General features: G+C 71.8%; 16 protein-coding genes. 7 read left to right on the forward strand and 9 right to left on the reverse strand.

Features of this window, described 5'->3' with window-relative positions; translation table 11 throughout:
• Positions 1-29: 29 nt before the first annotated feature.
• The 3 genes from PSH25_RS05835 to PSH25_RS05845 form a co-directional block, all read right to left on the reverse strand.
• Positions 30-860: an SRPBCC family protein gene (locus PSH25_RS05835; RefSeq protein ID WP_238658027.1), complete on the reverse strand. Its 831-nt coding sequence runs from the start codon at positions 858-860 to the stop codon at positions 30-32.
• Between the two features lie 67 nt (positions 861-927).
• Positions 928-1,977, reverse strand: coding sequence for an NAD(P)H-dependent flavin oxidoreductase (locus PSH25_RS05840; protein ID WP_238658028.1), 1,050 nt, complete (start codon positions 1,975-1,977; stop codon positions 928-930).
• Between the two features lie 29 nt (positions 1,978-2,006).
• A complete protein-coding gene (locus PSH25_RS05845; RefSeq protein WP_238658029.1) occupies positions 2,007-3,119 on the reverse strand; it encodes a hypothetical protein in 1,113 nt (370 codons plus the stop codon).
• Positions 3,120-3,265: 146 nt separating this feature from the next.
• Here PSH25_RS05845 and PSH25_RS05850 point away from each other — a divergent pair, with 146 nt between their 5' ends.
• Positions 3,266-4,222 (forward strand): hypothetical protein, encoded by a 957-nt coding sequence (locus tag PSH25_RS05850; protein ID WP_238658030.1) that lies wholly within the window; start codon positions 3,266-3,268, stop codon positions 4,220-4,222.
• Between the two features lie 74 nt (positions 4,223-4,296).
• On the opposite strand, the gene PSH25_RS05855 is transcribed toward PSH25_RS05850, so the two are convergent.
• Positions 4,297-5,406 (reverse strand): ricin-type beta-trefoil lectin domain protein, encoded by a 1,110-nt coding sequence (locus PSH25_RS05855; RefSeq protein ID WP_238658031.1) that lies wholly within the window; start codon positions 5,404-5,406, stop codon positions 4,297-4,299.
• A 339-nt stretch (positions 5,407-5,745) separates the two neighbouring features.
• Here PSH25_RS05855 and PSH25_RS05860 point away from each other — a divergent pair, with 339 nt between their 5' ends.
• Together PSH25_RS05860 and PSH25_RS05865 are read left to right on the forward strand one after the other, a co-directional pair.
• Positions 5,746-8,064 carry a M64 family metallopeptidase gene (locus PSH25_RS05860; RefSeq protein WP_238658032.1) on the forward strand — a complete coding sequence of 773 codons (2,319 nt, stop codon included), beginning with the start codon at positions 5,746-5,748 and terminating at the stop codon, positions 8,062-8,064.
• Positions 8,065-8,238: 174 nt separating this feature from the next.
• Positions 8,239-8,511 carry a hypothetical protein gene (locus PSH25_RS05865; protein ID WP_112698206.1) on the forward strand — a complete coding sequence of 91 codons (273 nt, stop codon included), beginning with the start codon at positions 8,239-8,241 and terminating at the stop codon, positions 8,509-8,511.
• A 144-nt stretch (positions 8,512-8,655) separates the two neighbouring features.
• On the opposite strand, the gene PSH25_RS05870 is transcribed toward PSH25_RS05865, so the two are convergent.
• The gene (locus PSH25_RS05870; RefSeq protein ID WP_238658033.1) at positions 8,656-9,924 is read right to left on the reverse strand and encodes an Nramp family divalent metal transporter; all 1,269 of its coding nucleotides are present in this window, start codon (positions 9,922-9,924) and stop codon (positions 8,656-8,658) included.
• 329 nt (positions 9,925-10,253) lie between these two features.
• Between PSH25_RS05870 and PSH25_RS05875 the strand changes: the two genes are divergently transcribed.
• The 4 genes from PSH25_RS05875 to PSH25_RS05890 all read left to right on the forward strand — a co-directional run bounded on the left by PSH25_RS05875 (position 10,254) and on the right by PSH25_RS05890 (position 14,397).
• The gene (locus PSH25_RS05875; RefSeq protein WP_030335957.1) at positions 10,254-10,661 is read left to right on the forward strand and encodes a GntR family transcriptional regulator; all 408 of its coding nucleotides are present in this window, start codon (positions 10,254-10,256) and stop codon (positions 10,659-10,661) included.
• A gap of 20 nt (positions 10,662-10,681) precedes the next feature.
• The gene (locus PSH25_RS05880; protein ID WP_238658034.1) at positions 10,682-11,572 is read left to right on the forward strand and encodes an ABC transporter ATP-binding protein; all 891 of its coding nucleotides are present in this window, start codon (positions 10,682-10,684) and stop codon (positions 11,570-11,572) included.
• Positions 11,569-12,558, forward strand: coding sequence for an ABC transporter permease (locus tag PSH25_RS05885; RefSeq protein WP_238658035.1), 990 nt, complete (start codon positions 11,569-11,571; stop codon positions 12,556-12,558). Before PSH25_RS05880 ends, PSH25_RS05885 begins: the two co-directional genes overlap by 4 nt.
• Before the next feature lie 228 nt (positions 12,559-12,786).
• The gene (locus tag PSH25_RS05890; RefSeq protein ID WP_238658036.1) at positions 12,787-14,397 is read left to right on the forward strand and encodes a hypothetical protein; all 1,611 of its coding nucleotides are present in this window, start codon (positions 12,787-12,789) and stop codon (positions 14,395-14,397) included.
• A gap of 92 nt (positions 14,398-14,489) precedes the next feature.
• On the opposite strand, the gene PSH25_RS05895 is transcribed toward PSH25_RS05890, so the two are convergent.
• From PSH25_RS05895 to mmsA, 4 genes are all read right to left on the reverse strand, one after another.
• Positions 14,490-15,752, reverse strand: a complete 1,263-nt coding sequence (locus tag PSH25_RS05895) for an ROK family transcriptional regulator (RefSeq protein ID WP_238658037.1) — start codon at positions 15,750-15,752, stop codon at positions 14,490-14,492.
• A gap of 112 nt (positions 15,753-15,864) precedes the next feature.
• A complete protein-coding gene (locus PSH25_RS05900) occupies positions 15,865-16,968 on the reverse strand; it encodes a substrate-binding domain-containing protein (RefSeq protein ID WP_238658038.1) in 1,104 nt (367 codons plus the stop codon).
• A 51-nt stretch (positions 16,969-17,019) separates the two neighbouring features.
• Positions 17,020-18,318: a multiple monosaccharide ABC transporter permease gene (gene mmsB / locus PSH25_RS05905; protein WP_238658039.1), complete on the reverse strand. Its 1,299-nt coding sequence runs from the start codon at positions 18,316-18,318 to the stop codon at positions 17,020-17,022.
• A complete protein-coding gene (mmsA, locus tag PSH25_RS05910; RefSeq protein WP_238658040.1) occupies positions 18,315-19,862 on the reverse strand; it encodes a multiple monosaccharide ABC transporter ATP-binding protein in 1,548 nt (515 codons plus the stop codon). Before mmsA ends, mmsB begins: the two co-directional genes overlap by 4 nt.
• Between the last annotated feature and the right edge of the window lie 88 nt (positions 19,863-19,950).

A 19,950-nucleotide genomic window follows, 5' to 3' on the forward strand; every position in this document is an offset into this window, starting at 1 on the left:
CCGTGTTTGCCGTCACCGCTGTTGCCCTTTCAGACTGAGAGGTGGCGGCAGTCGACCCCGCATCGTGCCGGTCTTGGTGCCGTGTGCGGCTGTGGCGCTGCCGACGCGGGCGTCCGGGAGGCCTCCTCTGTCGTGGTCCGGCTCGGGCGGGTGGTGTCCGACGCTGTGTTCCGCGTGGGGCTCGCCGAGGGGGTCGCCGTGGGCGCTGCGGTGGTCCCGCCGTCCGTCACGGTCGGCGACGCGGTGGCTGTCGGCGCCGGCGCGGCGGCCGGCTTCGAGTCGGGTGGCAACGTCACCCATGCCGCCGTCCCCGCCACCAGCACGGCCCCGGCGACCACGGCCACCACCGTGCGACGCCGGCGGGGGTTGCGGCCGGCCCCGCCGCGGACGCCGATCAGCGGCAGTTCCGCGGTCATCCCACCGTCGGCGCGGCGCAGGTCGACCTGCTGGAAGGCGAGCCAGTCGAGGATGGCCGGCAGCCGTACGGTCAACGCCTGCCGGAGCTGTTGCTCGCGCGGCTCGTGCTGCTCGGCGGACCACGCGCCGTGCGTGCTGACCTCCCGTAGCTCCAGCCGGCAGCCCTGCTTCGTGGCGGTGACCGTGCAGGTCAGCTCGCTGAGCCGGCCGGCCTGGTCGCAGGCCAGCACGAGGAGTTCCGGCTCCTGCCGTTCGGTCACCTCGACCTCGACGTCGGCCTCGAAGCCGGGCAGGCCGCCCGTGTGCAGCAGCATCCGGTCCGGTACGCCCTCGACCATCTCGGCCTCGGCGAACCACCGGCCGAGCAACTCCCGATCGGTCAGGGCGCGCCAGACCCGCTCAGCCGGGTGGGACAGCTCGACCTGCGCACCGATCTCGATCACGGCGAGACTCTAACGGGTTGCCCGCCCGGCCTGTCCCACCCGCCCGAGCGGGTTGCCGGCGTCCTGCTCAGCCCCAGCGGCTGGACCGCTCGACCACTGTGGCCAGCGCGGCCCGGGCGCCGGCACTCACCTCGGCGACCACCTGCGCCGCCGGCAGGTCCCGAGCCAGCGGGTGCGCCTGCCCGGCCCACAGGTTGGCCACCGACGCATCGCCGTCACGCCGGGCGGCGGCGAGCAGCGGACGTGTCAGATGCAACACCTGGGGGTAACCGCGCGGTGCCACCGCGTCGTGCTGGCGCAGGAAGTCGTTGGCCACGCCACGGGCCCGCTTACCGGTGTACGACCGGGTCAACGCGGTCGGCGTGGCACTGGCCACCGCCGCCCGGTGCATCGGCGAGCTGCCCGCCTCCGGGCAGCGCAGGAAGGCCGTGCCGAGTTGCGCGGCGGCCGCGCCGGCAGCCAGCACGGCGGCCACCGAGGGGCCGTCGACGAGGCCGCCCGCGGCCACCAGTGGCCGGTCACAGCGGGCGGCGGTCAGCCGCAGCAGCGGCAGCAGCCCGTAGTCGTCGTCGTCCGGTAGCCCGCCCCGATGCCCACCTGCCTCGGTGCCCTGCACCACCACCGCGTCCACGCCCAGGTCGGCGGCGGCGGTCGCGGCGTCCGGGCGGGTGACGGTGGCCCACACCTCGGTGCCCCGCTCGCGCAGGGCGGTCACCGCCGCCCGGTCGGGCAGCCCGAACACGAAGGACACGACCGGGACCGGGTCCGCGAGCAGCGCGGCCATCTTCTCCGGGTACGCGTCGTCGCCGCCCACCGGCTCGCCCAGGCTCACCCCGCGCCGCGCGGCCTGCGGGCCGAGCCGTTCGGCGTACGCCTGGATGGCGGCCTCGTCCACGCCGCCGGGATCGGGCAGGAAGAGGTTGACACCGAACGGCCGATCGGTACGCGCGCCGACCTCGGCGACGTCGGCGACCAGCCGGCCGGTGTCGATCATCCCGGCGGCGAGGAAGCCCAGCCCACCCGCGGCGGAGACGGCGGCCACGAGCGCGGGCGTGGACGGGCCGCCGGCCATCGGGGCGGCGATGATCGGATGGCGCAACGTGGACAGGACGGACATCCCCCCATCCTGCCGCAGGCCCGGTCCGCTCACCGGCGCGCGGTGTGCCTCCACCGCAGCACGCCGGCCAGCCCGAGCAGGACCAGCAGTGTCCCGGCGCCGACCGCCACCGGCCAGATCCGCCCACCCCCGCCGCCGACCTCCCCGGCGGTCGGACGGACCGCCGTGGACGCCACCGGGTCGACGGAATCCGTCGGGGCCGCGGAGGTGGCCGTGGTGGCCGTGGCCGGGTAGCGCAGGATCGTCGAGCGGGTGCCGGCTGGTTGACCGGCGGACTCGGAGACGGTGAGCAACGACCGGCCGTCGCGGCTGTAGGTGATCGACTCGCCCTGGGGCTCGTCCGGCAACGGGGTGGTCCGCGGTGTGCCGGTGGTCAACGCGCGGACCACGTCGCCGTCGGGCACGTCGTACTCGAAGGCGTCGGCGTAGCTGCGCAGGACCACCCGCCGTCCGTCCGGTGCGTTCGCCGCGCCGGTGATCACCCCGCGCCCCAGGAACGAGAACGGGTTGCTGGTCGTGGTCGACGGCAGGGTCACCTGGCCGAGCGCGGTCAGCGGCGTCGTCGTGTCCGGCCCCAGCGCGGTGGCCGGCGCGTACAGGAAGACGGTGCCACTGCCGCCCTTGGTGACGATCAGAGGCCGGCCGGACGCGTCGAGCAGCAACGCCTCGGCGTCGTGCGGACGGTCCGGATAGCTCATCCGGTGCAGCACCGGCTGCTTCGCCCCCGGCGCGAGCCGCCACACGCCGACCGTCGGCCGGGAGCGGTCGTTGTCGCCGATGTCGGCGACCCAGACGGTGCCGTCCCGGCCGATGGCCAGGTCCTCGGTGTCACGGGGCCGGGACGGGAAGGAGACGGTTCGCACCACCGCGCAGCGCTGGTTGAGGAAGAAGATCCGACGGCGGGCCTCGTCGTCGGCCCCGTCGTTGATCATTACGTACCCGTCGTCGGTGGCGACCATGCCGGAGATCTCTCGCAGCCGGTCGTCGCGCACCTGGCAGACGGGCGTCCCCGCCGCCACGCCGGCCGTGGCGGCGGCGGGGACCAGCGCCACTGCCGGCGGCAGCACGCCGGCCAGCAACGCGGTCAGCACCGCCACCGCACGAGCACGCCGCCCCCAGGTCAACCGTCCGCGTACCCGCATCGCCCACCCTCCTCGTCGCGGCCGTGACCGGCCACCCGCCCATCCTGGCCGATCCCGGCCAACCGGCGGCGGTCATCGGGGGGACGCGCCCGGGCCCCAGGTCGATGTACTGTCGCTCGGCCTGATCCTGGAGCTGAAGGGTGACCATGTCCGAGAGCGACACCACGCCGTCCGACCCGGTCGGACGGCGGCTGCTGCGCCGCCCCACCGGTGGCGCCGCCGTGGTGTGGGTGCCGCTCGTCGCGGTCGTCTGCGGCCTCTTCACCGGCGCGTTGGCCAGCCGGGCAGCCTGGGAGACGTCCCGACCGCAACCCGACCGGGTCGAGGCCGCCGCCGTCCTGACCGAGGTCTTTCCCGGCCACGACCTCGACGAGATCGACACCCCGCCGGCGCTCTTCGTCGTCTACGGGCACGCGCTGCGCCTGGGCACCGTCAAGACCCTGTTGTTCGGTGACGGCGGCGAGTATCAGGAGGGCGCCACCGGCGCCAGCGCCCTCGGCGCGCCACCGGCGCCCGCCGAGCAGATCGTCACGGTGGCCCGGGAGCGCCTGACCGGTGCCGGCTGGCGGGTGTACGACCCACAGGTGTCCGGGGGCATCAGCTGCGCGGACAAGATGTGCGCCACCCCGCAGGCGATCACCAACACCGCGCTGACCGCCCGCCGTGGCGACACCATCCTGAACGCCTCGATCTCCTCGCAGACAGCCGTCGACGCCTCCTACCTCTCGGTCGAGCTGCACCGCGCGCCGCCGCCCCTGGTGGTCCCCGCCGGGGTGCTCGGCACCCTGCTGGGCGCGGTGGCCGGTTGGGTGGTCTTCGGCTGGGCCAGCCGACGCGCCGAGGGACGCCGTCGACGCGGCACGGTGAACGTCCTGGCCGGGGTGGCCGTGGTGCTGTGGTGGCTGCCGGTGCCGCTGGCCGCACCGCAGCTGCTGGACCACCACCTCGGCGAGCCACACCCGGCCTGGCACCCGTACTGGGAGTGGCTGGGCCAGCCGGCCGCCTCGCTGCTCTTCGTGGTCGGCGCGGTGTGCGTGCTGCTGGCGCTGGGGCTGGCCGCCGGAACCCGCCGGGGCCCCACACCCGAGGCAACGGCCGGCTGACCGCCGTCGGACCGGTCCCGGCCCGCCCAGGGCCGCCCCGCCGGGGTACGACGTGGGCCGGCCCTGGGCGTTTCCTAGCGGACGGACCAGCGCTGCGCGCCGCTGCCGTTGCACGTCCCGAGCTGCGTGGTCGTGCCGTTGGCCGTGCCGGCCGACGTCACGCTCACGCACTTGCCGGCGGAGGTGAGCACGATCGTGCCGTCGGTGCGGAACGTGAAGCGCTGCGCGGCGGTGCCGTTGCAGGTCCAGATCTGCACCCTCGTGCCGTCGGCGCTGGCCCCGCCGTTCACGTCCAGGCACCGATCGCCGTAGACCCGCAGCTCCCCGGCGGCGGTGCGGGTCCAGCGCTGGTTGGTGCCCCCGTGGCAGTCCCAGATGATCGTGGCGGTGCCGGCGGTGGTGCTGGCGCCGGAGACGTCCAGGCAACGCCCGGAGGCGGGGTTGACCAGACCGACGGCGGTGCCCACCGGCGGTCCACCCGCCGGAACCAGGCTGCCGGGCACCGACTGCAGCGCGGCGTACCAGCGGGCCGCCATCTTGTCGTACCCGCCGGCGTTGGGGTGGACGCCGTCGGCGAGGTCGGCGGTGGTGAGCGCGGCGTGCATGTCGACCAGGTGCACCCGGCTGCCCTTCTGCGCCACGATCCCGGGAATCGCCGCGTTGTACGCCTGCACCCGGGCCTCCAGGTTCGGGTCGGACTCCGGGGTGATGGTGGCGACGAAGACGTCCGCACCCGGAGCCGTCGACCTGATCTTGTCGATCAGACCGGAGAGCCGGGCCGGAGCGCCGGCGAGGTTGTAGTTCTGGTTCACGTCGTTGGTGCCGATGTGCAGCAGCACCGTACGCGGGTCGGTGGCCCGCAGCCAGGTGACGATGTTCGCGTCGAGCTGGTCGATGCGCCACCCGGAGTGGCCCTCGTGGTCGTGGTCACCGAGGCTGGCCGGCCCGTTGAACCCCGAGCCGACGAAGTCGACGGTGTGGCCGCCGGCGGCCAGCCGCTGCCACAGGTTGATCCGGTACCCGCCGGGCACGTTGAACCCGTCGGTGATCGAGTCACCGAGTGGCATCACACGTACGCCACCGTTCGACTCGGCCTGGGCGGGTGCGACCTGGGCCAGCGCCAGCACGGCGCCGAGGACGAGCCCGAAGGCCCCGGCGGCGGCCCGTCGTGCGTTCCATCGCATGGTTGATCCCTCTCCTCGAAGGTCGTCCGGGACCGTCGGTGGTACGCCGTCCGCCGAAAACGACGTCCACACCCGGACACATTCATTGATGATGGACGATGGCTGGCGTGGGCTGGATCGATTCCGGCAGGGACGCGAGCCGAACGCCGAGCTGTCTGCGCCGAGCGGTCCCCGGTTTGACGACCCCGACGTCCACCGAGGACCGCCGAGGGTTACCTGTCGGTCCGCAGACCGGTACGGTCCGAGATGTCCACGGTCACGGCAGACCCGGACGACGGCGCCCCGCCGGGCCCGCCGCCCGGCACCGTCAGGCCGATCGGCACAGGGAAGGGGCGCAGGGTGCGGATCAGAGCGGGGTTGTGCGTCGCGGCGCTCGTCGCGGCGGGACTGACGGTCGCCACACCGGCCGCCGCCACACCGGCCGCCGCCCCGGTGGCCGGCGCCACCGTGGTGCCGATCCAGGTCACCGGTGACCCGGCGACGCGGTTCAACCTGGTGCTGCTGGGCGACGGTTACACCGAGGACGACCAGCCCACCTTCCGAGCGCACGTGGACCGGCACCTCAACACCCTGTGGACGATCGAGCCGTTCAAGTCGTACCGCAGCTACTTCAACGTCTACGCCGTCGAGGTCGTCTCGGCGGAGTCCGGCGTGGACTGCGACCCCGGCCTGTCCGCGCCGCAACGCGACACCGCACTGGGCATGGGCTTCTGGGGTGGTTGCAACCCGGCGAGCGTGCAACGCCTGCTCACTGTCGACGGCACCGCCGCGAACGCGTACGCAGACCTGGCCGTCGGCACCAACCCCGGCAACCGGCAGCTGATCGCGCTGGCCAACAGCGGCACCTACGGTGGGGCCGGCGGCAGCAACGCCACCGCCTCCGGCGGCAACGCGCTCTCCGCGCTGATCAGCCCGCACGAGCTGGGGCACTCGCTCGGTGGCTTGCAGGACGAGTACGACTACTACGGCCGTGGGGTGCCCGGCGACACCTACAGCGGGCCGGAACCCGACTCGGTGCACCACACCGTGCTGACCGAGCGGCAGATGCGCGACACCCGGGCCAAGTGGTGGCGCTGGCTGGGTGAGCCGAGCGAGGCGGGCGGGACGATCGGCCGCTACGAGGGCGGCCTGTACCTCCAGCGCGGGGTGTGGCGACCGAGCCGGCACTCGATGATGAAGTCGCTGGGCTTCTACTTCGACCAGGTCGGCCGGGAGCGGATGACCGAACGGATCGCCGCCCGGGTCGGCATCGTGCAGGGCGGCACGGCCACCGGTGCGGCGGTCGGCGCGGACCGACTGCTCTGGGTGGACACCCTGCACCCGGTGAGCCACGCGCTGACCGTGACATGGGCGGTGGACGACAGGGCGGTGCCGCGCACCGGCAATGCCCGCCACCTGGACCTGCGGAAACTGCGGCTCTCCCCCGGCCGGCACACGGTGACCGCCACGGTGACCGACCCGACGGAGTTCGTCCGCGACCCGGCGGTCCGCAACTCACCCGCGCTGACCCAGATCCGCACGTGGACCGTGGACACCGCGCTGCGTACCCCTGCGGTGGATTCGCCGGTCGCGATCACCGCGTCCACCGCGACCGATCGGCCGGTAGGCGCGGACGACGTGGTGTACGTACGGACCAGCCAGCCCACCGATCGGGCGCCGCGGGTGCGCTGGACGCTCGACGGCCGGCCGGTGGCCGACACCGGCACCGACCGGGACGTGGACCTGGGCGCCCTGCGCCTGTCGCGGGGCACCCACCGGCTGACCGCCCGGGTCAGCGACCCGGGCACCGGGAAGTCGGTGACCCGCACCTGGACGGTCGACGCGACGCGGCCCGAGGTGGCGTACGCGCTCTCCGAGCCGCTGCTCACCGTCACCCGGCCCGGTCGACCCACCGAGTACGTGTACAACGGCCCGTTCACCATGGGGTTGACCGGCACCGACGACGGCACCGGCCAGGTCACCTCGGAGTTCCGGCTCGACGGCGACGGGTGGCACAACTACTACGGCTGGCCCACCGACGCCCGGTCGCCGTTCCTGTTCACCGCCACCGGCACCGACGTGGACGGCCTGGTCTACGGAAACCTCGGCTCGGGCGGCCTGTCCGTGTCCCCGTTCGCCGAGCGGTCTCCCGGCTACGGCCGGCACCGCATCGAGTACCGGGGCATCGACGCCGTCGGCAACATCGGGCCGGCCCGCACGTTCGTGGCCACGCTGATCCCGCCACCACCGGCCTGCACCACCGTGGTCGCCGGCCGACACGCCGGCCCGCTGACCGTCACCGCCGGTGTCACCTGCCTGCGCGCGGCCACCGTGACCGGCCCGGTCACCGTCGCGCCTGGCGCCGCACTGGTCGCCCAGGGCTCCTCGATCGCCGGAAACCTGGTGGCCTCCCGCGCCGCCGCCGTCGAGTTGCTGAACACCGAGGTACGCGGCGCGGTGGCGCTGACCGGCACCACCGACCACGTCACGGTGGTGGGGACGCGGGTGGCCGGGCGGCTGACGCTGACCGGTAGCGCCTCGGCGCCCATCCTGGCCGGCGGCCAGGTGGGCGCGCTGGCCTGCTCGGGCGGCCCGACCCTGGTCGACCTGGGGGCACCCACCACGGTGCGAAACCCGACCCCGGGCAACTGCCGCCGGGCCGGGCCGCCGACGGCGTGACGCCAGACCCCCAGGATCGGCACATCTCCCGGGACAGTGCTGCTTCCGCCGCGGCGGAAGCAGCACTGTCCCGGAAACCGCCCAGATCCCGACCGGCGTGGCGGCCTGAGTACGGCGGTGGCGGGTAGGCAGCGGCCCGGCGGCATGTCGACACCCGCCGGGTGGGAGGCTCCGATGAGCACGTACCGGGATGAACAGGGCGGCACGTTCCCTCCGCCGGAGGCGGACGCCCTTGAGCAACGACAGGACGCGTTCGACGTCGGACCGCCGGACCGGGTGTCGGGTGACGTGGACCCGGAGGCGGCCGAAGCCGACCTGGCCGAGCAGGGCGCCTTCCCGGCGGGCACGCTCGAGGAGGTGACGTCGCTGCCGGCCGACGCCAACCCTGCGGACGCCCTCGAACAGCGCCAGGAGATCCCGACTCGCGACGAGGGACGCCGCACCTGACCACAGCCGCCCACGCCGGCTAGCCGGCGACGCTGACCGGCCGGCTAGCCGGCGACCCTGACCGGCCGGCTAGCCGGCGACCCTGACCGGCCGGCTAGCCGGCGACCCTGACCGGCCGGCTAGCCGGCGACCCTGACCGGCCGGCTAGCCGGCGACGACCTGCCAGAGGAGGAACGCGTTTAGCGCGACCACCAGCAGGGCCACCAGGGACGCGGCGGCGGTGGTGAGCGGGTGGTTGACCAGGTTGCCCATCAGGTCGCGCCGGCGGGTGAAGGCGACCACCGGGATCAGCGCGAACGGGATGCCGAAGCTGAGGATGACCTGGGACAGCACGAGCGCCCGGGTCGGGTCGAGGCCGATGCCGAGTACGGCCAGCGCGGGCAGCAGGGTGACCAGCCGACGCAGCAGCAGCGGAACCCGCCGCCGCAGAAAGCCCTGCATGATCACCTCTCCGGCGTAGGTGCCGACGCTCGTGGAGGCGAGCCCCGAGACCAGCAACGCGACGGCGAACCCGAACGCGGCGGCGGTCCCGATGGTCTGGCCGAGGCCGGCGTGCACCCCTTCCAGGCTGTCCGCACCACCCGGACCGCCGCCCCGGAAGCTGGCCGCGGCGATCAGCAACATGGCGAGGTTGACGGCGCCGGCCGCACTCAGGGCGAGCAGCACGTCGGTGCGCTGGCCGCGGAACAGGATCCGGCGCTCGGCGTCGTCGGCGGCGGGAATGCGGTCGCGGGTCAGTGCCGAGTGCACGTAGATGACGTGCGGCATGACGGTCGCACCGAGGATGCCGGCGGCCAGCAGCACACTGTCCGTGCCCTGCAGGCGCGGCACCAGACCGGCCATGGCCGAGCCGGGATCCGATCCGGAGGCGAGCAGGTTGGCGGCGAAGGCCAACACGATCACCCCGAGCAGAACGGCGATGGCGACCTCGAAGGCGCGGTACCCGCGCGAGCGCAGCGCGAGGACGGCGAACGCGGCCGTGCCGATGATGATCCCGCCGGGCAGCAGGGGGATCCCGAAGAGCAGGTACAGGGCGACCGCGCCACCGATCACCTCGGCCAGGTCGGTGGCCATGGCGACCAACTCGGCCTGCACCCACATGGCCCGGTTCACCGGCCGGGGTAGGCGCTCCCGGCACAGCTCGGGGAGGCTGCGCCCGGTGGCCAGGCCCAGCTTCGCGGTGAGCGTCTGCACCAACATCGCCATCAGGTTGGCCACCACCACGACCCAGACCAGCAGGTAGCCGTAGCGGGCACCGGCGGCGGAGTTGGTGGCGAAGTTGCCGGGGTCGACGTAGGCGACGGCGGCGACGAACGCCGGGCCGAGCAGGATCAACCGCCCGCGTACGCGGCCCCGGGCGCGAGCGGCCTGCAGCGGAGTCGCCCTTGACGTCGTCAGTTCGTTGGTGACCATCGAACACCTCCCCGTCCACGGATCGCTGCCGGTCCCTTCCCCTCGGGTTGACCCGTCGGTGCCAACCGCTGGCCTGCCGGTGCCACCAGGACCGGCGCACCGCGCGCCGGCAGGGCACGGCACGCCGGACGAAGCACGCCGAACGGACCGCGGGCGTGGCGAACGGACTGCGGCAGCCCGACGAACCGCGGCGAACTGCCCACGGCGCGCCGAACCGGACGCGCCGGGCCCGCGCAGAACCTGCCGCGCCGGACTTGACAGCCGGTGGGTCACCGATGAAGCTGTCTATTAGTCCTACTGTCGTAGGACAACAGGAAGGATCATCGGGAGTGATCGAGTTCGTACTGGACAGCCGGTCGAAGGTGAACACCTACATGCAGCTCGTGCAGCAGGTGAAACAGGCGCTGCGAGTGGGTCTGCTGACGCCGGGCGACCAGTTGCCGAAGGTCCGGGACGTCGCGCAATCCCTGGCGATCAACCCGAACACGGTGCTGAAGGCGTACCGGGAGTTGGAGATCGAGGGTCTGGTCGGCGGCCGACCCGGGGTGGGCACGTTCGTCCAGCGCACCCTGGCCGGCGCGTCCCTGCCGAATCAGGCCGAGCTGCGCGACGACCTGGTCGCCTGGCTGCACCGGGCGCAAGCCGCCGGCCTGACGGCCGAGGACGTCATCGCCCTGGTGGAGACGACGCTGCGCGCCACCCTCGCCGACGACGCCCCACAGAAGGAGCCCGCGTGAATGGAACGAGAGGACAAGGGATGGACATGGTCTTGGAGGCAGACCGGCTCGGCAAGCGGTACGGCAGCACCTGGGCGTTGCGGGACTGCTCGCTGCATCTGCCGGCCGGCCGGATCGCCGCGCTGGTCGGGCCGAACGGCGCGGGTAAGAGCACGCTGTTGCACCTGGCCGTCGGGCTGCTCAAGCCCGACGCCGGCACGGTCCGGGTGTTCGGCCGGTCCCCGTACGGCGACACGGAGGGCCTCGCCGACATCGGGTTCGTCGCCCAGGACACCCCGCTGTACCGGGACTTCACCGCTGCCGAACTGGTCATCGCCGGCGGCAAGTTGAACAAGCGGTGGGACGCGGCACTGGCCCGCCAGCGGCTGGCGCAGCTCGGCATTCCACCGGACAAGCCGGTCGGCAAGCTCTCCGGCGGGCAACGGGCCCAGGTCGCGCTCGCCCTGGCACTGGCCAAGCAGCCGCGGCTGCTGCTGCTCGACGAACCGGTCGCCAGCCTCGACCCCCTGGCCCGACGGGAGTTCCTCCAGTCGTTGATGGGCAGCGTCGCGGAGTCCGGCACCACCGTCCTGCTCTCCTCGCACCTGCTGGCCGACCTGGAACGGGTCTGCGACTACCTGATCGTGCTGAACGCCTCCCAGGTGCAGCTCACCGGTGCGGTCGACGACCTGGTCGCCGAGCACCGCCAACTCGTCGGCCCCCGGCACGACGGCGGCGCTGTCGGGGGCGTCGCCGCAGTGGTCCGGGCCAGCCACACCGACCGGCAGTCCACCCTGCTCGTCCGCACCGACGGGCCGGTCACCGATCCGGCCTGGACGGTCCGCGAGGTGAGCCTGGAGGACGTCGTGCTGGCCTACCTGGCCGACGGCACCACGCAGACGAGTCACAGCGAGTGGGGGGTAGCAGCATGATCTGGTTGACCTGGCGGCAACACCGCAAGCAGGCTTTCTACACCCTGCTGGGGCTCGCGGCGCTGGCCGCCCTGCTGGTGCCGATCGGCCTGTCGATGCGGCACACCTTCTCCGACCTCGGGCTGGCGGACTGCGCACGGCAGCTCGCGGACACCAACGTCGCGGCGGCCACCCGGGATGCCTGCGACGCGGGCTTCCGCCGCTTCGGCAACCAGTACAGCAGCCTGAATCTGGTGGCCGTACTGCTGATCACCCTGCCGGCGCTGGTCGGCCTGTTCTGGGGCGCACCGCTGGTCGCCCGCGAGGTGGAGCACGGCACGCACCGGTTCGTCTGGACCCAGGGCGTCGGCCGGACCCGCTGGGCCCTGGTGAAGTTCGGGCTGGTGGGCGCGGCCGTCGTGATCCTCGCGGCGGTCTACGGGCTGGGCATGTCGTGGTGGGTCGACCCGCTCACCCAGGCCGCGTACGAGGGCCGGCTCGGCATGATCGTCTTCGACCTGCAGGGCATCGCCCCGATCGGCTACACCCTCTTCGCTGTCGCGCTCGGCGTCTTCGCCGGCACCGTCTGGAAGCGGATGCTGCCGGCCATGGGCATCACCCTCGCCGGGTTCATCGGCGTACGGGCGGCGGTGGAGATCCTGGCCCGACCGCACTACCAGCCGGCCCGCACCCAGACCTTCCCGATCGAGGGGGAAGGGCCACCGGAGATCAGCCGGGGAGACTGGATCCTCACCCAGGGCGTCCGGAACCCCGACGGCACGTTGATCGCGGAGGACACCCGGATCCAGTGCCCGCCGGGTGGCAAGGGGCCGGATGGTCGGGCCTGCGGGGCGGAGCTCGGCCTCGAGCCGGGCGCGTACAACTGGCAGCTGTACCAGCCCGCGGACCGGTTCTGGCTGTTCCAGGGCATCGAGACCGGCATCTTCGTCGCCCTCGCCGTGCTCCTGCTCTACCTCGCGGTACGCCGGGTCCGCCGGATCGCCTAGCTGGGTGACGGGTGCTCGTCGGGGAGCGGGGGCCTCGGCGAGCACCCGTCAGCGCAGACCCTCGACTGTCGGCGACAGCCTCACCGCGCCCACCGACACGACGCTGACCAGCACAGTCGGATTCCAGCCCGTCGCCAACGCGACTCAACGCGTCTGCCCGATCACGATAAGTGCTCCCATGTGGACCGCAGGGCTCGCGCCCGGCGGGCCGTAGCGATGGGAGCATGCGTGAATTCCAAGATCCTCCGTTGGGCCGCCGCGTCGGCGGTGGCGCTCGCCTGCGCCATGGTGGGCGCGGTGGCGTTGCCGGCCGCCCCGGCGACCGCCAGCCCGATCCGCAACGCGACCGCCTGGTCGGTGCTGCTGTGCAAGTTCAGCGACAAGCCAGCCGAGCCACAACCGCCGTCACACTTCGCCAACTTCCTCACCGCGACCGGGGTCGGCACCGGCGGGGTGGCGGACTACCTCGCCGACCAGTCCGGTGGGCGGGTGTCGCTGGCCGGCTCGGTGGTGCGGGGCTGGTACACGATGCCGTACACGTTGGCGCAGTTCCAGCCGATCGACCGGTGGACCCGGACGCAGCGTTGCGTGGAGACCGCCGCGGCGGCCGGTTACGCGGTGCCCGCCGGCAACCGGATCGCGGTCATGCTCAACGACTGGGTGGATTCCGGCGCGGCGGGCGGCCGGGTGCTGCTCGACCCGGGCGCCTGGAACGTCGGCTTCGCCGCGCACGAGATGTTGCACGGCTACAACCTGGGCCACTCGTTCTCCAACGACACGACGTACCAGAACGCGCCGTGGTCCCAGCCGGGCGAGTACGACGACCCGTGGGACGAGATGAGCGCCATGCACATCTACGCGTTCACCACCGCGAACTACGGCACCAGCGCCGTCGGGCTGAACGGGCCGCACCGCGACGAACTGGGCTGGCTGCCGAAGAACCGGGTGTTCACCATGGCCGCCGACGGGATCGGCTCGCGCACCCTCACCCTGGCCCCGTTGGAGGTGCCCGCCGCGAGTGGCCCGCAGCTGGTCCGGATTCCCTTCGACCCTGCCGACCTGTTCCACTACTACACCGTCGAGTTCCGTCGGAAGACCGGCTGGAGCGCGGGCATCCCGGCCGACACGGTGCTGCTGCACGAGGTCCGCAACGGCACTCCCACCCTGCTGCGCACCGGCCCCGGCGGCGGGCCGGCGCAGTCGCTCAACGCCAACGGCGTGCAGATCGGCGTGAACTGGATCTCCGGCAACAACGCCTCGGTGACGGTGACCACCGACGTGGTCAACCGCTGCCTCCAGGGGTACGTCTGGCGTGAGGCCCGCGCCGGTGACCTGGTCTGTGTCACCGGGGCCACCCGTAGCCAGGTGTGGGCGGACAACGCCGCCGCGGCGAGCCGCTGGGTGAACGGCCCGTACGGCCCGCACACCTGCGTCGCCGGCTACGTGTGGCGCGAGGCGTACGCCGGGGACGACGTGTGCGTCACCGGAACCCAGCGCACGCAGGCCGCCGCCGACAACGCCGCCGCCGCGTCCCGGCGCAATCCGGCCCGCCTGGTGTACGGCCCGAACAGCTGCGTCAGCGGGTACGTCTGGCGCGACGCCGACCAGTCCGACTACGTCTGCGTCAGCGGCACGACCCGCTCCCAGGTGCTCGCGGACAACGCGGTGGCCGCGAGCCGCTGGGTCAGTGGCCCGTACGGCCCGCACACCTGCGTCGCCGGCTACGTGTGGCGCGAGGCGTTCCTCGGCGACGACGTCTGCGTCACCGGGGCGCAGCGCAGCCAGGCCGCCGCCGACAACGCCGCGGGACCGGGCCGGGTGCTCCGGCCCGGAGGCTGACCGACGGCGACCCGACCGGGCGGGGCCATCTCGCCCGGTCGGCCCGTCGGTGGGCGGAGTTCGCGCACCGGCAGGGTGATCGAGAGTCACCGCTACCCGGGCTCGGCGGTCCCGACCTGGCCCGCGACGCCGACGTTCAACGGGTCGGCCAGGAGTTTGTCGAACGCCAACTCGGCGGCCCCGATCAGGACCGCGTCGCGGCCGAGTGCCGCCGCGCGCAACTGCAGGTGCTCGCGGGAGGCGGGCAGTGGCATGGTGTCCAGCCGGTCCCGGACCACGTCCGCCCCGGCGGTGAAGATGTCGCGCAGCGAGCCACCGAACACCACGGCGTCCGGGTTCACCACGTTGACCAGGTTCGCCACGCCGAAGCCGAGCCAGTCCGCCACCTGCTCGACCGCCGCACGGGCGGTCGGGTCGCCGTCCGCGGCCGCGCGCAGCACCTCGGCCACCGCCGCGCGGTCGCTCGGGTCGCGGCCGGCGTGCCGCAACAGCGCGGCTTCGGAGATCTCGGTCTCCCAGCAGCCGCGTGAACCGCAGCCGCAGGGCAGGCCGTTGGGGTTGACGACCATGTGGCCGACCTTGCCGCTGTGACCCCGGTGGCCGATCACCAGTCGTCCACCGACGATGATGCCGGCGCTGATGCCCAGGTCGCCGTGCAGGTAGATGACGTCGTCGACGCCGACCGCGACGCCCCGGACGTGCTCGGCCAGGCCGGCGATGTCCGCCAGGTCACCGGCCACGAACCCCGGGCCGGAGCTGAACTCCGCCTCCAGCGCGGCGCCGAGCGTCTCGTCGATGCTGGCGATCCGGATCCTGCCGTCCGGGTCGCGGGTGGTGTCGGTGACCGCGGCAGCGCCGCCGACCAGCAGCGCGTCGCCGGCCACGGACCGTTCCATGTCGCGGACCAGGTCGGCGAGGGGCCCGACGGCGTCGATCGCCGACATGCCGCTGGGTCGGGGGATCTCCCGCAGATCGAGGATCTGCCCTCCGAGGCCGACCCGGGCGGCACGCAGCCGGTCCGCGTCGATGCTCAACGCGTGTGCGTAGACCCGGTCGGAGCGGGGACTGACCACCAGTGAGGGCCGGCCGGCGCGGCGGGCGGTGGTCGGTGCCTCCTCGCTGACCAGGCCGCTGGTGACCAGGTCGGCCGCGAGGGCGCCGATGGTGCTTCGGTTGAGACCGAGCCGGCTGGTCAGCTCGGCCCGGGACGTCGGTCCGTGCAGGTGGACGTAACGCAGCACAGCGCCGAGGTTCTGCCGCCGGATCTCCTCCTGGCTGGCGCCGGGGACCGACGGCAGCGGGGACTCGGCGTTGCGGCCGACGCCGGCTGGCCTGGACCGTACTGGTGTCGCCACGGTCAGACCTCCTTCCGGGTCGATGCCGGTTGGTGCGGGGGTGCAGGGACGACGATGGGTCCCGGTAGAGGAGACCCGGGACCCATCGGCGTTACTACCTACCGTGCGGTGATTACTTGGTGAGCGGCGCGAGCTTCGGGTCGCTGGCGTACGCCTCAGCCGCGTTCGCCTTGGTGACGGCGACCGGCGGGAGCAGGTACGTGTCGACGACCTTGCTGCCGTTGTTGTAGGACTTGGTGTCGTTCACCTGCGGCTTGTCGCCGGCCTGGAGAGCCTTGACCATGTTGATGGTCTCCTTCACCAGGTTGCGGGTGTCCTTGTTGATCGTCATGTACTGCTCGCCAGCGACGATCGACTTGACCGACTCAACCTCGGAGTCCTGACCGGTGACGACCGGGGTCGGCTTGCCAGCACCCTTGACCGAGGTCAGGATGGCGCGGGCCAGCGTGTCGTTCGGGGAGAGGACGCCGTCCAGCTCCTTGCTGCCGTAGGTCGAGGTCAGCAGCTGGTCCATGCGGGCCTGCGCACCCTCGGCCTTCCAGCCCTGGATGGCGGTCTGCTTGACCTCCTTCTGACCCGAGGCGACGACGACGGTGCCCTTGTCGATCTCCGGCTTGAGCACGCTCATCGCGCCGTCGAAGAAGACACCGGCGTTGTTGTCGTCCGGCGAGCCGGAGAACAGCTCGATGTTGTACGGGCCGTTCGGCTTCTTGGCCTTCATGCCGTCCAGCAGGGCCTGGCCCTGGAGCTGGCCGACCTTGAAGTTGTCGAACGCGACGTAGTAGTCGAGGTCCGGCGTGTTCTTGATCAGACGGTCGTACGCGATCACCTTGGCACCGGCGGCGTGCGCCGCGGCGACCTGGGTCGACAGCTGCGCGGCGTCGGTCGCGCCGATGACGATGACCTTGGCGCCCTTGGTGGTCATGGCGGTGATCTGGGCCTGCTGGTCGGCGACCGTGGTCGACGCGCCGGCGTACTGCACGTCAGCCTGGAAACCGGCCTCCTTGAGGCCGTTGCTGAACAGGTCACCGGCGAGGACCCAGTTCTCCGAGGTCTTGGCCGGCAGGGCCACGCCGATCAGCGAGTTCGCCGCGAAGCCCTTGGCGGCCTCGCCGCCGGAGTCGCTGTCGCCGTCGCGGCCGGAGCCGCAGCCGGCGAGGGCCAGCATGGCGGCGGCGCTGATGGCCACCACCGACGTGCCGAAGAATTTACGCATGGTGAGGACTTGCCTTTCTTGGTGTGAGACGGGTGGAGAGGTCGGTGGCCGTCAGCCGGACACCGCTGCCTTGGCGGGCTCGCGCTCCGCGTCCGGCGGTGAGGCGGGTGGGGCGGAGTCCTCGCGGCGGAACGGCCGCATCAGGCTTCCGATGATGGAGAAGCGCCCCTGGCTCTTGTTGTAGACGTCGATCGCGACGGCCAGCAACAGGACCAGACCCTTGATGATCTGGACGCGGTCGGTGCCGACGCCCATCAGCTGCAGGCCGTTGTTGAGCACGGCCATGACGAGACCACCGACGATGGAGCCGCTGATGGTGCCGATACCGCCGGCGACGGCCGCGCCACCGATGAAGACCGCGGCGATGGCGTCCAGCTCCCAGCCGTTGCCGTCCTGCGGTCCGGAGGCCGCCGAACGGGCCACGAAGATCATGCCGGCCAGCGCGGCCAGGACGGACATGTTCATCATGACGAAGAAGTTGACCCGCTTGAGCTTTACGCCGGACAGCTCGGCCGCCCGGGAGTTGCCGCCCACCGCGTAGATGTGCCGGCCACCGGCCGTGTTGCGGGTGTAGAAGGAGTACGCGATGACCAGGACCAGCAGGATGATGCCGGAGATCGGGAAGCTGGTGCCGACGCGACCGCTGGCGAAGCGCAGCGCCGCGAAGGCGATCACGCCGACCATGATGGCCATCCGCAGGACCGAGATCCACATGGGTGCCGGGTCGGCGTCCATGGCCCGACGGGTCTTACGGGCCTGGATCTCGCGCCACACCACCGCGAGCGCCGCGGCGAGGCCGAGCAGCAGCGTGGCGTTGTTGTAGCCGGTGTTCGGCCCGAACTCGGGCAGGAAGCCGGAGCCGATCTCCCGGAAGCCCTCCGGCACCGGGATGCTCTGCGCGTTGCCGATGAACTGGTTGCCGCCTCGGAAGAGCAGCATGCCCGCCAGGGTGACGATGAACGCCGGCACCCCGATGTAGGCCACCCAGAAGCCCTGCCAGGCGCCGATCGCCGCGCCGATGGCGAGGCCGAACACGATGGCAGCGGGCCAGGGAAGGTCCCACTCGGTCATCGACTTGGCGACCAGGATGCCCGCGAAGGCGGCGACCGAGCCGACCGAGAGGTCGATGTGCCCGGCCACGATCACCATGAGCATGCCGATTGCCAGAATCAGAATGTACGAGTTCTGCTGGAACAGCGCGATCAGGTTGTCCGACCGCAGGGTGAGGCCATCGGTCAGGATCTGGAACAGGACGACGATCGCCACCAGGGTGAAGATCATCCCGAACTGGCGAGCGTTGGAGGTGGTGCCTCCGAACAGGTTCTTCTGAAGGTCCTTCAATCGGCTCATCGGGTGGCCATCTTCTTCGTCGAGGTCATCTGCTTCATGAGGTTTTCCGGGGTGGCGTCCGCCCGGGCGATCTCGCCCGTGATGGCGCCTTCGAACACTGTGTAGATGCGGTCGCAGAGCCCGATCAGCTCAGGCAGCTCCGAGGAGATGACGACGACGCCCTTCCCCTGGTCGGCGAGCCGCTGGATGATGCCGTAGATCTCGTACTTGGCGCCCACGTCGATGCCGCGCGTCGGCTCGTCGAGGATCAGCAGGTCCGGGTCGGTGAACATCCACTTGGCCAGGACGACCTTCTGCTGGTTGCCGCCGGAGAGCTTGGAGACGCTCTCGTCGACCGTCGGGGCCTTGGTCCGCAACTCCTTGCGGTACGCCTCAGCCGCCTGGTACTCCTCGACCTCGTTCAGGACGCCGTGGTGCGAGATCTTGGACAGCTTGGCGGCCACCGTCGACGTCTTGATGTCGTCGAGCAGGTTGAGGCCGATCGCCTTGCGGTCCTCGCTGACGTACGCGAGCCCGTTGTCGATGGCGTCCGCCACCGACTTCAGGACGATCTCCTTGCCGTCCTTGATGATCGTGCCCGACTCGTACACCCCGTAGGAGCGGCCGAAGACACTCATCGCGAGCTCGGTGCGGCCAGCGCCCATCAGGCCGGCGAAGCCGACGATCTCGCCGCGGCGCACCACGAAGCTCTCGTTCTTGCAGACCTGCCGCTCGGCGGAGATCGGGTGCCGGACGTTCCAGTTGCGGACCTCGAAGAAGACGTCACCGATCTTCGGGGTGTGGTCCGGGAACCGGCTGCTCAGCTCGCGGCCGACCATGCCCCGCACGATCCGGTCCTCGTCGACCCCGTCCGCCTTGACGTCGAGGGTCTCCACGGTCCGGCCGTCGCGCAGGATGGTGATCTGGTCGGCGATCGCCTCGATCTCGTTCAACTTGTGCGAGATCATGATCGAGGTGATGCCGCGGGAGCGGAACCCACGCAGCAGGTCCAGCAGGTGCTTGGAGTCGGCCTCGTTGAGCGCCGCGGTGGGCTCGTCGAGGATGAGCAGCTTCACGTCCTTGGCGAACGCCTTGGCGATCTCCACGAGCTGCTGCTTGCCGACCCCGATGTCCTTGATCAGGGTGTCCGGGTCCTCTTCCAGACCGACCCGGGCCATCAGGTCCAGCGCCATCCGGTTCGCGGCCTTCCAGTCGATCGCGCCCCGCTTGCGCGGTTCGTTGCCGAGGAAGATGTTCTCCGCGATCGACATCCCTGGAATGAGCGCGAGCTCCTGGTGGATGATCACGATGCCGGCGTTCTCACTGGCCCGGATGTCGGAGAACTTGCTCTCCGACCCCTGGTAGATGATCTTGCCGTCGTAGGTGCCGTGCGGGTACACCCCGCTGAGCACCTTCATCAGGGTGGACTTGCCCGCGCCGTTCTCGCCGCAGATGGCATGGATCTCGCCGGCGCGAACCACCAGGTTGACGTCGGAGAGGGCCTTGACTCCGGGAAACTCCTTGGTGATGGAGCGCATCTCAAGGAGGATGGGCACGTCGCTCATCGCTCGTACCACCTCGCCAACGTCATCGGTTGCCTCCGGAAGGTTGAACCTTCACTTGGTTTTGTTGTTGACGGCAACGTATTGCGGG

The sequence above is a fragment of the Micromonospora foliorum genome (genome assembly GCF_022229015.1).
GTDB lineage: Bacteria > Actinomycetota > Actinomycetes > Mycobacteriales > Micromonosporaceae > Micromonospora > Micromonospora foliorum.

Excerpts from the sequence above, each read along its gene's own strand:
- PSH25_RS05855 (WP_238658031.1), bottom strand. The coding sequence starts at position 5,406 with ATGCGATGGAACGCACGACGGGCCGCCGCCGGGGCCTTCGGGCTCGTC.
- PSH25_RS05865 (WP_112698206.1), top strand. The coding sequence starts at position 8,239 with ATGAGCACGTACCGGGATGAACAGGGCGGCACGTTCCCTCCGCCGGAG.
- PSH25_RS05850 (WP_238658030.1), top strand. The coding sequence starts at position 3,266 with ATGTCCGAGAGCGACACCACGCCGTCCGACCCGGTCGGACGGCGGCTG.
- PSH25_RS05885 (WP_238658035.1), top strand. The coding sequence starts at position 11,569 with ATGATCTGGTTGACCTGGCGGCAACACCGCAAGCAGGCTTTCTACACC.
- mmsB (WP_238658039.1), bottom strand. The coding sequence starts at position 18,318 with ATGAGCCGATTGAAGGACCTTCAGAAGAACCTGTTCGGAGGCACCACC.
- PSH25_RS05840 (WP_238658028.1), bottom strand. The coding sequence starts at position 1,977 with ATGTCCGTCCTGTCCACGTTGCGCCATCCGATCATCGCCGCCCCGATG.
- PSH25_RS05880 (WP_238658034.1), top strand. The coding sequence starts at position 10,682 with ATGGACATGGTCTTGGAGGCAGACCGGCTCGGCAAGCGGTACGGCAGC.
- mmsA (WP_238658040.1), bottom strand. The coding sequence starts at position 19,862 with ATGAGCGACGTGCCCATCCTCCTTGAGATGCGCTCCATCACCAAGGAG.
- PSH25_RS05845 (WP_238658029.1), bottom strand. The coding sequence starts at position 3,119 with ATGCGGGTACGCGGACGGTTGACCTGGGGGCGGCGTGCTCGTGCGGTG.
- PSH25_RS05900 (WP_238658038.1), bottom strand. The coding sequence starts at position 16,968 with ATGCGTAAATTCTTCGGCACGTCGGTGGTGGCCATCAGCGCCGCCGCC.
- PSH25_RS05870 (WP_238658033.1), bottom strand. The coding sequence starts at position 9,924 with ATGGTCACCAACGAACTGACGACGTCAAGGGCGACTCCGCTGCAGGCC.